The sequence below is a fragment of the Zhouia amylolytica AD3 genome (assembly GCF_000511935.2).
Taxonomy (GTDB): Bacteria; Bacteroidota; Bacteroidia; order Flavobacteriales; family Flavobacteriaceae; genus Zhouia; species Zhouia amylolytica.
In genome coordinates this window covers 329445-343214 of the sequence record NZ_AYXY01000026.1, presented here as the reverse complement: position 1 = coordinate 343214, position 13770 = coordinate 329445, and the positions used below count along the sequence as shown (strand labels likewise).

Annotated in this window: 15 protein-coding genes; 3 read left to right on the top strand and 12 right to left on the bottom strand. The window is 37.2% G+C overall.

Annotation, left to right across the window (positions count from 1 at the left end; translation table 11 throughout):
- Positions 1 to 27: 27 nt before the first annotated feature.
- The gene (fbp, locus tag P278_RS15085; RefSeq protein WP_038268641.1) at positions 28 to 1029 is read right to left on the bottom strand and encodes a class 1 fructose-bisphosphatase; all 1002 of its coding nucleotides are present in this window, start codon (positions 1027 to 1029) and stop codon (positions 28 to 30) included.
- Between the two features lie 113 nt (positions 1030 to 1142).
- Between fbp and P278_RS15080 the strand changes: the two genes are divergently transcribed.
- The 3 genes from P278_RS15080 to P278_RS15070 all read left to right on the top strand — a co-directional run bounded on the left by P278_RS15080 (position 1143) and on the right by P278_RS15070 (position 4792).
- Entirely contained in the window at positions 1143 to 1622 is a 480-nt protein-coding gene (locus tag P278_RS15080) for a GNAT family N-acetyltransferase (RefSeq protein WP_038268640.1), read from the top strand.
- 2 nt (positions 1623 to 1624) lie between these two features.
- The gene (locus P278_RS15075; protein ID WP_038268638.1) at positions 1625 to 2875 is read left to right on the top strand and encodes an aspartate kinase; all 1251 of its coding nucleotides are present in this window, start codon (positions 1625 to 1627) and stop codon (positions 2873 to 2875) included.
- A 105-nt stretch (positions 2876 to 2980) separates the two neighbouring features.
- Entirely contained in the window at positions 2981 to 4792 is a 1812-nt protein-coding gene (locus tag P278_RS15070; RefSeq protein ID WP_038268636.1) for a GNAT family N-acyltransferase, read from the top strand.
- A 68-nt stretch (positions 4793 to 4860) separates the two neighbouring features.
- Here the strand turns inward: P278_RS15070 and P278_RS15065 are convergent, their stop codons facing one another.
- The 11 genes from P278_RS15065 to P278_RS15015 form a co-directional block, all read right to left on the bottom strand.
- Entirely contained in the window at positions 4861 to 5175 is a 315-nt protein-coding gene (locus tag P278_RS15065; RefSeq protein WP_038268635.1) for an ArsR/SmtB family transcription factor, read from the bottom strand.
- A 198-nt stretch (positions 5176 to 5373) separates the two neighbouring features.
- Positions 5374 to 5748 (bottom strand): TM2 domain-containing protein, encoded by a 375-nt coding sequence (locus P278_RS15060; RefSeq protein WP_038268634.1) that lies wholly within the window; start codon positions 5746 to 5748, stop codon positions 5374 to 5376.
- Positions 5749 to 5888: 140 nt separating this feature from the next.
- A complete protein-coding gene (locus P278_RS15055) occupies positions 5889 to 6281 on the bottom strand; it encodes a VOC family protein (protein ID WP_038268632.1) in 393 nt (130 codons plus the stop codon).
- Positions 6282 to 6284: 3 nt separating this feature from the next.
- A complete protein-coding gene (locus P278_RS15050) occupies positions 6285 to 6740 on the bottom strand; it encodes a DUF1801 domain-containing protein (protein WP_038268630.1) in 456 nt (151 codons plus the stop codon).
- A gap of 243 nt (positions 6741 to 6983) precedes the next feature.
- Positions 6984 to 7922 (bottom strand): 2-hydroxyacid dehydrogenase, encoded by a 939-nt coding sequence (locus tag P278_RS15045; RefSeq protein WP_038268629.1) that lies wholly within the window; start codon positions 7920 to 7922, stop codon positions 6984 to 6986.
- A gap of 260 nt (positions 7923 to 8182) precedes the next feature.
- Complete coding sequence (locus P278_RS15040) at positions 8183 to 9319, bottom strand: hypothetical protein (RefSeq protein ID WP_038268628.1); 1137 nt, start codon at positions 9317 to 9319, stop codon at positions 8183 to 8185.
- A gap of 114 nt (positions 9320 to 9433) precedes the next feature.
- Positions 9434 to 10624, bottom strand: a complete 1191-nt coding sequence (locus tag P278_RS15035; RefSeq protein WP_038268626.1) for a hypothetical protein — start codon at positions 10622 to 10624, stop codon at positions 9434 to 9436.
- Between the two features lie 345 nt (positions 10625 to 10969).
- Positions 10970 to 11533: a hypothetical protein gene (locus P278_RS15030; protein WP_038268624.1), complete on the bottom strand. Its 564-nt coding sequence runs from the start codon at positions 11531 to 11533 to the stop codon at positions 10970 to 10972.
- A gap of 330 nt (positions 11534 to 11863) precedes the next feature.
- Positions 11864 to 12658: a cation transporter gene (locus tag P278_RS15025; RefSeq protein WP_038268623.1), complete on the bottom strand. Its 795-nt coding sequence runs from the start codon at positions 12656 to 12658 to the stop codon at positions 11864 to 11866.
- 5 nt (positions 12659 to 12663) lie between these two features.
- Positions 12664 to 13104, bottom strand: coding sequence for a GNAT family N-acetyltransferase (locus P278_RS15020; protein WP_051413608.1), 441 nt, complete (start codon positions 13102 to 13104; stop codon positions 12664 to 12666).
- Positions 13105 to 13107: 3 nt separating this feature from the next.
- Positions 13108 to 13734 carry a class I SAM-dependent DNA methyltransferase gene (locus P278_RS15015; protein ID WP_038268622.1) on the bottom strand — a complete coding sequence of 209 codons (627 nt, stop codon included), beginning with the start codon at positions 13732 to 13734 and terminating at the stop codon, positions 13108 to 13110.
- Between the last annotated feature and the right edge of the window lie 36 nt (positions 13735 to 13770).

The window sequence follows — 13770 nt, the reverse complement described above, 5'->3', positions numbered from 1 at the left end:
AAGCCGCTTTTTTTATTCTATCACTTTTTAGCGTTGCATAAATGCTTCTGCCTTTTCTACCATTCTTTTACTTCCGCAGAAAAATGGGACACGCTGATGAAGTTCTGTGGGCTCTATATCCAATATACGTCGAAATCCATCACTAGCCTTTGCATTGGCTTGTTCAGCCAGAAAGGCCATCGGATTACACTCGTAAAGCAACCTGAGTTTTCCATCGGTAGCTTTCGAGCTTTTAGGGTAGATGAAAATCCCACCTTTAATCATATTTCTATGAAAATCGGAAACAAGAGACCCTATATACCTAGAGGTGTAAGGGCGGTCTTCTTCCTCTGCCTGGCAATATTTAATATAATCTTTTACTCCCTGTGGAAAATGCACATAATTCCCTTCATTGATGGAATATATCCTTCCATTTTCAGGGTAGGTCATGTTGGGATGTGACAGGTAAAAGGTTCCGATTGCAGGGTTCAATGTAAATCCGTTTACCCCGTGGCCTGTTGTATACACCAACATGGTAGAAGTTCCGTAGATCACATAACCTGCAGCCACCTGGTTCTTACCGGGTTGTAAAAAATCCTCCTCTGTAACAGGGGTTCCTACAGGGGTAACCCTTCTGTATATGGAAAAGATTGTTCCGACAGATACATTTACGTCAATATTACTGGAACCGTCGAGCGGATCGATCAACACCACGTATTTATTCTGGTGGTTTTTATCGGAACTATTGATACTGATAAAGGTATCTTCTTCCTCTGATGCAATACCACAAACGATCTCTCTGTTGGTTAAGGTTCGGATAAAAGCATCATTTGCCAGGACGTCTAATTTTTGTTGTTGCTCTCCCTGTACATTGGTTTCTCCTGCTGTACCTAAAATATCAACCAATCCCGCCTTATTAACTTCATGATTTACTACTTTAGCAGCCAGTCGAATAGCATTAATTAATTTGGAAAGTTCGCCAGAAGAATATTTAAATTCAGCTTGTTTCTCGATGATAAATTCACCGAGCGTCTGGTTTTGTTTAGCCATGTTTAATATAGTTGTGTTTTGAACAACAAATATCGATATTTTTGTGAAACTACAACGTTTTCGCTAAAATCAATTTGTGTATTATTTAACTATTTGTGAATTTTGTAACAGTTATGGATTATACAATAAGACAAGCACATAAAGAGGACATGAGTTCCGTTCGGGAACTGATACAGGAATTGGCTGATTTTGAAAAGGAGCCCAATGCTGTTGAGGTGACTGTAGAAGATCTGATCGAAGATGGTTTTGGTGCCCATCCGGCATTTCATTGTTTCGTGGCGGAAGTTAACGGCAAAATTGTTGGCATGGCTTTGGTCTACCAGCGCTATTCAACATGGAAAGGAAAAACCGTTCATTTGGAAGATCTCATTGTAAGCGAAAAAATGAGAGGAACCGGGTTAGGGTCTGCTCTTTTTGCCGAAGTGATTAAATACGGACATCAAAAAGGTGTTAAGCGTATTGAATGGGCTGTACTGGACTGGAATGAACCTGCCATTACATTTTACGAAAAGAATGGTGCCGATGTGATGAGAGATTGGGATACCGTTCAAATGAACGAACAAGCGATTAAAAACTTTATTGAACAGCATTAAATATGAGAATTTTCAAGTTTGGAGGTGCATCGGTAAAGGATGCCGATGGAGTGAAAAATGTCGTAGAAGTATTAAAAACCGTTGGTTATGACGATACCATGGTTGTTATTTCTGCAATGGGAAAAACCACTAATGCCATGGAGGTTGTGGTTAAGAATTACTTTGAAAACAAGCAGGAACTTCAGGAATCTATTCAGGAAGTCGTTAAGTTTCACAATACTATTTTGTTTGATCTTTTCGAGAATGAAAAACATCCGGTATTCAAAAAGGTTCAGACGCTGTTCGAGGAGGTAAAAGGTTTTCTGGCATGGAACAAGTCTCCCAAATATAGCTTTGTATACGATCAGGTAGTGGGATATGGTGAATTAATCTCTACGACCATTGTTAGTGCATATTTGAATGAAATTGGCATCAAGAATAACTGGGTAGATGTACGCACCCTTATTAAAACGGATAGCAGCTACAGAGATGCCGGTGTTAGATGGGAACTTACCCAGGAAAGTATTAACGAAAATGTAAATCGAAAGTCTCTAAATATTACCCAAGGGTTCTTAGGAAGTGATGAAAATAACTTCACCACCACACTAGGGCGTGAAGGTTCGGATTACACCGCTGCCATCCTTGCGTATTGTTTAAATGCTTCTTCGGTTACCATCTGGAAAGATGTACCAGGTGTTCTTAATGCGGATCCTAGGTATTTTGAAAAGACTGCTTTGTTGAACAAAATATCTTACAGGGAGGCTATTGAGCTTGCCTTTTATGGAGCCTCGGTAATACACCCGAAAACCTTACAGCCTTTACAACGTAAAGAGATTCCTTTACACGTTAAGTCTTTTATACATCCGAAAGAAGCGGGAACCACAGTGACCAAAGGAAAAGGTATAGAGCCGGAAACTCCTTGTTTTATTTTAAAAACAAATCAGACGCTCATCAGGTTATCTTCACTTGACTTCTCATTTATTGTAGAGGATAATATTAGTGAGATATTCAAATTATTAGCTGACTCCAGAATGAAGGTAGACCTCATTCAGAACTCTGCCATTAGTTTTTCGGTGTGTGTGGATAATAAGTTCAATAAGTTAGAACAGCTATTGCAAACCTTGCGTTCTAAATTTAAAGTAACTCATTATGAAGACGTCTCGTTATATACTATCAGACATTTTAATGATGACGCTATAGCTTCACTACAAAACGGACGCGAAGTACTTTTGGAGCAGCGAACACAAAAAACGGTTCAGTTGGTAGTAAAATAATTTTACAGAAACCACTGATTTAAAACCTAAAGGATCGTCATCTAAAATTAATTGATTTCAGATGACGATTTTTTATGTAAGTTTGTTTGTTAAACAGATTTACTAATGGGCTTAGTTACGGCAAAAGAAGTTTCGAAGGTTATAAAATTCGACAAGTATGGTTTTTTAGGAACCTTCGTAGGTTGGTTGCTGATGAAAGCCCTCAAAATATCTACACTTAATAAGATCTATTCTAACAATAAAGACAAGAGTGATCTTGATTTTCTTAACTCTATTCTGGATGAGTTTCAGATTCGATTTGAAATTCCTGAAGAAGATTTTAAACGCCTTCCGAAAGATGGTGCTTTTATCACCATTTCAAATCATCCTTTAGGAGGTATTGATGGCATATTGTTATTAAAATTAATGCTGGAGAAACGTACCGATTTTAAAATAATTGCCAATTTTCTATTACATCGCATAGCTCCTTTAAAACCCTATATCATGCCGGTGAATCCTTTTGAGGATCACAAAGATGCTAAAAGTAGTATCGCCGGATTCAAGCAATCGCTGAAGCATCTTCAAGAAGGCAAACCATTGGGGATTTTTCCGGCAGGAGAGGTTTCGACCTATCGGGATGGTAAGCTTATAGTAGATAAACCATGGGAAGAGGCAGCAATGAAACTTATTAAAAAGGCTGAAGTGCCTGTCGTTCCTATTTATTTTCATGCGAAAAACAGTCGCTTGTTTTATCGACTGTCTAAAATGAATGACACCTTCAGAACTGCAAAACTCCCCTCTGAACTATTAACCCAAAAGAACCGGGTTATCAAAGTACGAATTGGACGTCCTATTTCTGTAGATGCTCAAAAAGAACATTCAGACCTGGGTGAATTCACAGAATTCCTACGCCGAAAAACCTATATGCTTTCAAACTCTTATGAGCGGGAAAGTCTATTAAAGATGGTGCCAACCAGTTTAAAACTACCAAAGTCACCTAAGGCGATCATTACTCCTATCGATCGGGAAATTATTATTGAAGAAATTGAAAGCATCCGACAGAAAGATTGCAGACTTTTTACCAGTAAAAATTATGAGATCTTTTTAGCGGCAGCTCAAGATATACCGAATATCCTTCAGGAACTGGGAAGGTTAAGAGAAATTACCTTCCGCGCAGTTGGTGAAGGCACCAATCAACCTATTGATCTGGATCATTTCGACGCGTTTTATCATCATTTGTTTCTTTGGGATGATGAGGCCAAAGAGGTCGTGGGGGCTTATCGCATGGGATTGGGTTCTCAAATTTTTGAAAAATATGGGATTGACGGTTTCTATTTACAGGATCTTTTTCGATTTGAACCTGAATTATTTAAAATGATGAGCGAATCGATTGAAATGGGTCGTGCTTTTATCATCAAGGAATACCAACAAAAACCAATGCCCTTATTTTTATTATGGAAGGGTATCGTTCATACTACTTTACGACATCCTGAGCACAAATATCTTATTGGCGGGGTAAGTATCAGTGATCAATTTACGAGCTTTTCCAAATCGCTAATGATCGAATTCATGAAGTCGCATTACTGGGATCCTTATGTTGCACAGTATGTTCGTCCGAAGAAAGAGTTTAAGGTGAAGCTTAAAGATGCGGACAAAGACTTTGTTTTTGATGAAACTGAGGCCGATCTGAATAAATTTGATCGCTTTATTGATGAGGTAGAACCCGGCAACCTCCGATTACCTGTATTAATTAAGAAATACATTAAACAAAATGCTAAAGTAGTAGCTTTTAATGTTGACCCGTTATTTAACAATTCGGTAGATGGCTTGATGTATATACGTATTGCCGATTTGCCAGAGAGCACTGTAAAACCGGTTATGGAAGAGTTTCAGGAAGAGCTTGAACGTAAGTTTATGAACGGATCCTCCCCGGAATAAAGTTTTATTATTGTCATCTGACCTAACAAATCTTCAGTATACTTTTTGTTACTATTTAGCGCTCTCCTTTATTTGGAGGTTCTCATAAAATAATCATTGATAGCTTGCTTGGTTTCATACCATTTATCAAAATTAATGGTATAACACATTTTTTTTCCTTTTACTTCTCCTTCAAGCAGGTCTGCAGCTTTTAATTCGTTTAAATGTTGAGAAATGGTAGATTGAGCGAGTTCCATATCTTGCACCATTTCGGCACAAATACAGCCCGGATTCTCGCTGATAAATTCCATAATAGCAACCCTGGCAGGATGACTTAAGGCTTTGAATACTTTTGCCAACTCATTTTGCTCTATGGTATGAATAACTCTTTTGGTAAAACCCATTGTTGATTATTAATGCTGATCAGAAAACAACCTCTTAAAAAGAGGCCTATATACATACGCCTCTTCAACTCCGCCTTCTTCACCAAACAGTTCTCCTTCATATTATAAAAGGTCTATGGTCTCATAGACCCTGAAGCGAACAGAACTATTGATAAGCAGTTTTCTTTAATATTAAAAGTCTTTACTCAGTGATTTTTATTAGAACCACGGTTTTTTACCTACCTGATACGTTTGATAAAAATCTTCATCTGATTTGGTCAAATAAACGATTCCTTCTATCAGGCCGATAATCCAAACAACGCCACCTAAAACACCACAGGTAATTGCCCCCAGAATTAAGGTAACAACAAGCATGATAATTCCTTCTTTATTGTATCCCAAAATGAACTTATGAACACCAAACCCTCCCAGGACAATGGCTAAAATACCGGCAAGTAATTTTTTGTTTTCAGGTCCGCCTAATGTTTCTTTGGCTCCTTCTTTAAATTCTTTGGCTGTTTCTTTGGCTTCTTCTTTTGCTTCGTGGGCAAATTCTTTTGCTTTTTCTCCGAAGTCTTTGTGCTCTTCACTCATGATTGTATATAATTAATGTTTTCGCCATCTTAGATGTTTTGACACCGCTATATGGCGTTAAAATGTTAGAATAATAACTAGTCCCTCTTGAAATGAATTAAGGGTAATATGTTAATTAAAATTAGTAATTTTTTTACAAGTTACAATAGTTCTTCGTCAACGGGCTCCCACAGCTCTATTTTATTACCTTCCGGATCTAAGATCCAGCCAAACTTCCCGTAGCTATATTTCTCTATACTGCCAATTACCGTAACCCCTTCTTCTTTTAACACTTCCAGAAGTTCTTCTAAATTCTCAACTCTGAAGTTAAACATAAATTGCTTTTGACTCGGTTTAAAGTAAGCGGTGGATGCATCAAATGGACTCCACTGGGTTAAAGCTCTTTGTTCGGGATCATCATCCTTTCTCCATTTAAAAGACCAACCATACTGATCTGTTGGGATTCCTAAGCGTTTTTTATACCAGTCCTTTAAATTATCCGGATCGTCTGCTTTAAAAAAGAAACCTCCGATACCTGTTACCCTGTTTTTCATTTGTTATCGTTTTACATTTTTTTCATAAAGTGCTATCCATTGCTGTGGAGTCATTTTGGTCATTAAATCGCCAATCAAGTCAAAGGGTATATCGCTCATTTTTTTAAATCGTATACAGCTTTTACCCATATCGAGCTTGGTGGTTGCATGCTTAGGATACTCAACTACAAACCATTCATATAAATTTTTGTCAGCATAAATCCCACTATGATAGAGTGCAATATAGTTTTTTTGAGAAGCGAGATTAACAAATGGCAGTGGTAGTTTGGGATCGCAATGATATCCGGGAGCATACAAACGATGAGGCACCACGAAACCAATCATTCCATAGCTGAGTGTTTCTTCAAAACCTTGTGGGATATGACTACGAATTATTCCCAAAAGTTTTTGAATGGCTCCTTTTCGGTCTTCCGGTAACTGCTCTATATATTCCTGAATGGTAGTGGCTTTGTATTGCATAATAAATATAGATAAACAACTAATATTCCATTTTCAAAGGTTCAAAAGGCAAGGCTTTTATACTATTTCAATCTAAAACAAAGCCTTTCCATTCACGATTCCTCATTACAGGTTTACGCCATACATCGATGGACGAGATGACTCGAAGCTTCTTTCATCACCAAGATACTAACGATGGGGTTTCTCTTCGGTTTATCCCGACGGAGTGTCTGATTACCTGTTTATTCTTTAACTCCTTTAAAGTTAAGAAAAATGTGCTTTGATTTTATCTACAATGGTTTGTGCAAGCTTTTCTTTACTTTCCAGGGTCCAACCCGCTATATGAGGCGTTAAAATAACGTTATCAGCCTGTATCAGGTATTGAAAAGGCTCAGGCATGGTATTACCAACGAACATATCTTCAAAAGAAGCTTTTTCATATTCCAAAACGTCAAGTCCGGCGGCAATAATTTTACCGGTTTTCAGTGCGGCAACCAAATCGGCTGTTACTACGCTCTTTCCGCGGGCGGTATTGATGAACCAAAAGGGCTTTGCAAAGGCATCGATAAATGCATTATTAATCATTCTCAGGGTTTGTGGTGTTTGCGGGGTATGAAGACTTACCACATCTACCTTTTGGTGGAATTCAGCTAATGAAACTTGTTTGGCATTGGCATCACCGACACCATTCAGGATATCATAACAGATCACCTCAACGTCAAATCCGAGTAGCTTTTTTGCAAACGCCTTTCCCATATTTCCGTAGCCAATGATACCAACGGTTTTACCATCGAGTTCTACCCCCCGGTTTTCTTCTCTTTTCCAGAAACCATTAGACACTTCTTTATCGGCTCTTTTAAAATGATTCATTAAGGAGAGTAACATCCCCAAGGCATGTTCACCAACCGCATTTCGATTTCCTTCAGGGGCCGCAATTAGCTTAATGTTTTTACTTTCTGCATAATCGCAATCTATATTTTCGAGTCCGGCACCCACTCTTCCGATAAACTTAAGGTTTACTGCCTTGTCTATGAATTGTTTATCTATTGGGAAACGACTTCTAATGACCAACCCGCCATATTCGCTTATTTTAGCCTCAATAGCTTCTTTCGAAGATGTATAATCTTCATCATTACGAAAACCTAAAGCTTTTAATTGTTCTATAAGTAGCGGGTGATTGCTATCGATATGAAGTACTTTCATTTTTACGGTTTAAAACGTAAAGGTACAAAGTTGGGTTGAAATGATTGACTTCTTAAAAATCATTCTGACCGAAGCGGAGGAATCTATATAATTGTTATTTTTTTTGAAGAATTATCATGTTTTGGATGTCTCCATTGCTATCCATAAGGCTTAACCTTTAGTTGTTAACCATTAAAGCATATGAAAAAGGAGCAATTATGTACAAAAGTCCAGATCACTCCTCTTTATTGCCAATTCACAACTTAATTGGATTCAAGCATTTATTGTTTGCTATAATCTTTATATAGTTTCAATGGGGTATCTTCAGTTATTCCTCCTTCTTGTATATACACCTGATTATTTATCTGAGGTGGATAAACATAGGTGTATAAACCGCCCCAACCATCGTTCTCATAACAGAAGGTATTCCAATTTTCACCATTTATCTCGTCTGTTTGCAGGATAAATGCTCCTGTGGCTTCATTTTGAATTTGCTTTTTATGACGGATCACCACATTATCATATTCATTTGGAATTCCTTTAAATCGAAGTAACACCTCTTCTCCTACATCTACCATCGTTAAGGTAAATGTATCTCCTGAGTAGCACACTACATGTTCTGCCAGCTGTGATATATCAGGAAGCTCTTGCTTTTCGACCTGAGGCTTGTTGCTTTTATAAGATTCTATTTCTGCAATCAGGGCTTCAGCCTCAACTTTACGTGGGGTATTATCCGCCAGTGACAAATAGTATTGAATTTCATGCAGCACATCATCGGCCAATACCAGTTTCCCTGCACGATCTTCCCGGCCCTTGTAGTTCTGAAGTTTTTCCTGAACCGCATTCCAAACCTTTTCGGTTTTTTCTTCTAAAACCTTATACTCCCATACTCCTTTTAATGCCTGTATGACTAAATTATCAGGAAAGGACTTCAACGCTTTTTTAAGATTATCAATTACAGCATGTGGTGGAGCTTTGGTAGTATTAAATAACTCAATTAAAGCATCAGAGATACTGCCAATACCAATCCCATATAAATTATTATAATCTCGTATCACCAATAACTGTCCTTTCTTTAAGGCCGGAAATTCCAATTCGTATACATGTTCTGCAACCTGTACAATTTTAGGCTCAATACGTTTTGTATAATCGTGGTTAACTATATCGAGATCCTGAGCAAAAAATGAAGTGTGTTCATAGTACCAATCCGGGCGGAAAACAACAATTTTAAAATGGCTGGAAGCGGGAGCATATTTAAGGCTTCCTAACTTATTAAATCCAAATTCCATTTTGATTGAATACGGCTCAATAGCATAAAAGAGTCCGTCTGATAAGACATAATATCCATACGCTGAAAGTTGCTTACTTGCTACTGCTAATTGCGAAGCTTCGCTTGGACTTGTGGGTATTTGTTCCATGATTAAATTATTTTTTAAAGATTTGATTTACACACAATATTAGGGGGACCCAAGTTAAAAAGTGTTCCATCCGAACGAATGAAACCAGTTTACATAAGCCTGATGTTTCAAATATTACTGATTCCTTTTTGAAACCCATTCTCTAAACTCCAAAACCATTTGTTCACCCTCGGCTTCTAAAGAATCATTGATCAGCGTTACCTGGTTTTGGTCTGTATACATAATCATTGGATTATTCAACTGATGGATACTCAGCATCCCTTCGATGGCATTTTTTACAGTTTTAATAAAATTATCAGTGATTTTTTTTCCCTTTTCAAGGCATTCCATACTCCCCTGATTATACTCTTCATAGGTATAGAACAACGCTTCATATCTAGACCATTTTTCGATCAAATCTCTTCCCCGAACATCATTAACACTGCCTATTTCACCAATATTATCGTGTAACCAGTAGGTGTGATTCCATTTTGCTTCTTGACAATTTCGAGTATTCTTTATCTGATTCAGATAATTGGAATTGGTATTATACCCAATAGTTAAGGTCGGTCGCCTTGGATCATTATTCTCATGTTTAATCAAAAGGGAGTAGGCATAAATCGAATCGACTATACTTTCCTGAATTCCATCGATAATATCCAAAAAGCTGTATAGCATATGGGCATATAATTCCTGCTCATATTCTCCATAGGTATCTAAATACTCTTTTACCAGGGATTTACCGTTGGCTTCAATGTTATATTCTGTGATTCCCTCGAAAGATTCTAACTGATGAATAAGGATTGGAACTTTTAAATTAAATTTTTGGTGCAATCGCTGAACCACTTTAACGAGAATCTTTAGGAATTGCTTCGTAACAGCTCTTGCCTTTTCCATACAGGCCTCAAAATTTTTCCAAGATTCTTCTTCGGTATAATAGAATCCCTGTTCTTTTATCCAATTTGTGATGAGCTCCTTTCCCTTTTTATCATCTGCTGTACCTATTGTAACTATATCGTTTTGCAGCCAAAAGGCATAATTCCATTTGGCCTCCATATCATCATGTGGGGTATTAATAAAATCAAAAAAGGTTTCAGGTTCTTTATCATTATAAGCCGCATCCATTTCGGATCGATAATGCTCTATTGTGTTGTACCCCAGGGTAAGGTTTGCTCTCAGAGGATCTGCAAAAGCGTCGTAGCAATACAGCGAATATGCATATATACTGTCTTTTTCATTTATAGCTATTTGTTCAAGCCCTTTACAAATTTGTTCGAATATATATTCTTCCAAGACTGTAGCACAAGTGTCGGCGGGTAAACTCATGGTTTGAATAGTGGTTTTGTACAATATTACACCATGCAAGGTTTATTGTTAGCCCATCCGAATGAGTGGTACTAATTTTTCAATCATTCCCGCTTGAAAAAGTGTATTCAAGCCTTTTATTATTTTTAGACGTCTCCCCGGCAATCGACATGACTCTGTGATCGTAATAATTATTCTTTGGTTATCTTAGGCTTCAGAAGTATAAAATGCCTTTTCTAAAAGCAAATACAAGATATCTTAAACCTCAAATACCTTGTTTTAACTTCTGCATCTATTTTTTTCTTTTTGAGGGGTTTTGAATGAATCAAACCTTACTTCGACTGCAACTCAGCAAAGATTCCGGGGCTATGTCCTGCCGGGATGATTTGTGCTTCTTTTTTCTATTTCTAAAGCTCTTTGATAAAAATCCCTATACTTTGCCTTGGTATATTTAGCCTTCATTGCAGAAAGCACATCAAATAAACTAAGGCCCACCCACTCCCAAAGTAATGTGTTAAAATTATAGGCTATCATCTGATTACCAACTTCTTTACGAAGTTCCATTATTTCATTTTCTCTTAACCCATTTTTAAGCAATTGTTCTATGGTTTTCCTTTGATCTGCTTTGGAAAATTCAGTATCTAAAAACGGCTCTAATACCCAGTCCCAATTCCAACTGTAAGGTAAGATTGAAATTTGATTCTTTTTAGCAAAGGCTTTTAATTCGTTTTTATATTTAGCTGCAACAAAGACGATATCTCCTGTAACATGGAGTTTTGGGTTTCCAAAATCGAGTACGACAGCTTCAATTTCAGAGGCTATAAAAATTCGGCCCGGGTAGGCAACTGAAGGTTCGAAAGGATAGTTCTGAATTAGAATTTCGCTTTCTCTAATTTCTGAACTTCCAAGGGTGGTTATTAATTTATTCATAATAACACTATTGTTATTAGGTTTCCGGACACTTTGGTCATCCTTAACAGTTGAACGAGGTAAATTACTTTTATTGTAGGGGGAGTGTCGATCTCTATCAAAAATAGTAAAAGAAATATTAAGAAAAAACTTTCTATTTAATTTTAAGATTCATTTGGGGTATTTGTCGTTTTAGAATTTAAAATGGAATTTATTTCAACCTCTTCTGTTGGACCAAAAGTGAGTTATTCATGCAAAAACGAACCAAAAATAAGATTCATTCCTTACTAAACCGTCTTTGTGGATAAGCTTTGCTTTGGATCCGTTCTGATGTGGTGGCCAGGATGTATTTTATTTTCCCAGTCTCAGTATTCGGATGGCTCCCTGTATCACTAACACAAAAACGATACTACCAATAATAAGATCGGGCTTGTTGGAATGCAGCCAGTTTACTAGTAATCCGGCAACGATAACACCCAAGTTAATTATTACATCATTGGAGGTGAAAATCATACTGGCCTTCATATGCGCCTCATCCTTGCTTTTAGATTTTTGCAAAAGATACAGGCAAATTCCATTAGCGATAAGTGCAAAAATGGAAACAATAATCATGGTGGAGAAGTCAGGAAGACGCTCTGCTCCAAAAAATCGTCTAAGGACCTCAATAAAACCGATGAGTGCCAATGTTATTTGAAAATATCCTGCGAGTTTTGCTATTCTCTTCTTTCGAATCATCGAACCTCCTACGGCAAACAAACTAATTCCATATACAAATGAATCGGCAAGCATATCGAGACTATCGGCTACCAGCCCCATCGATTTAGAAATGAGTCCGGTAGTGATTTCAATCAGAAAAAAAACGAAGTTAATAGCCAACACACTCCAAAGCAGTTTTTTCTGATGTGATGCTTCTTGAAAGGTAGTTTGATTGGTTTCCTCTGAAGTTGTTTTTTTGGCTCCCAGGTTCAATGCTTCTAAAGCTTCTTCTATACTATTCAATTGTCCTTCATGAAAAACAGTCAGTGTTCTTTCCGAAATATTAAAATCAAGATTTTTAATTGCTGAAAAACCGTCTAATTTCATTCGTATGAGGTTTTCCTCAGAAGGACAATCCATTTTACTGATATGAAAAACTGTTTTTTTCATTGCCTTTATTTTAATTGCATATGAAGTATTGGGTATGGTTTACCTGTTGCATCTAATTCTGATCTGTTATAGGTTTCAAACCCCGAGTGAATGTAAAAACCAACTGCTTGTTCATTATCCTCATTCACGTCTACTTGTGTTACTCTCAATTCATTTATAGCGAAGTCTAACAAGGCTTTTCCTATTCCTTTACCGCGTGCTTCGGGAGTTATAAAAAGCATTTCCAGTTTATCATCAGCAACCCCTAAAAATCCTTGAATTCGATCTTGTTCATTTCTAATACACCAGAGCTCTACCAATTTTAGGTATTCATTTCTAATTAATGGCTTAAAATACCGTATGTCTTCTTCCTTTAAAAAATGATGCGTTGCTCTAACTGAAGCCTCCCAGACTTCAGTTACTTCCTCATATGCCGACGGATTGATAGGTTCTATTTTATACTTCATTTATTATTTTTGAGCTATAATGATCAGATCGGTTTCAGTTTCACTATGCTGGATCCGATCGACAATAACATTATTAAATCCACTTTTTTCCAAGGTTTTTAACAGATAAGGCGCCTCGTGATAGAAGGTATACAACTCTTTTTTTTCAGGATCTGATGAGGGTCCTACATATCCTGAATCCGCGTAGTTTCCCTCCATAGTACTCAAGTATAAAACGCCTTTACTATTTAAAACCTCAGCAGCATCTGTTATTAACCGTTTCGTTTCTTCTTTCGATAAATACGGCAATCCAAATCCACACACCAGTGCATCAAACCTTTTTTCAAGCTTTTTAATGTCTTTACAGTCTAATTTTTGGGTGTTAGCTTTTGGATTGTTCCTGGCTGCAAGATTCAGCATATTTTCGGACAGGTCTGTGGCCAGTATTTGCAGGGTTGGTTGTTTTTGTAACAGGTATTTAGTGATATTACCGGGGCCACATGCCAACTCTAATACAGTTGCTTCACTTTTTGGCAGAAGCTTACAGAACACATCCAATGACGGACTGTAAGCATCTACATTCATATACTTTGCTTCGTATTGCAATGCATACTCATTGAATATTTTAACTGCGTTTCCGGTTTTAGACATGCCTTAAAGATAATAACTTGTGTTAAGTTTTAAACA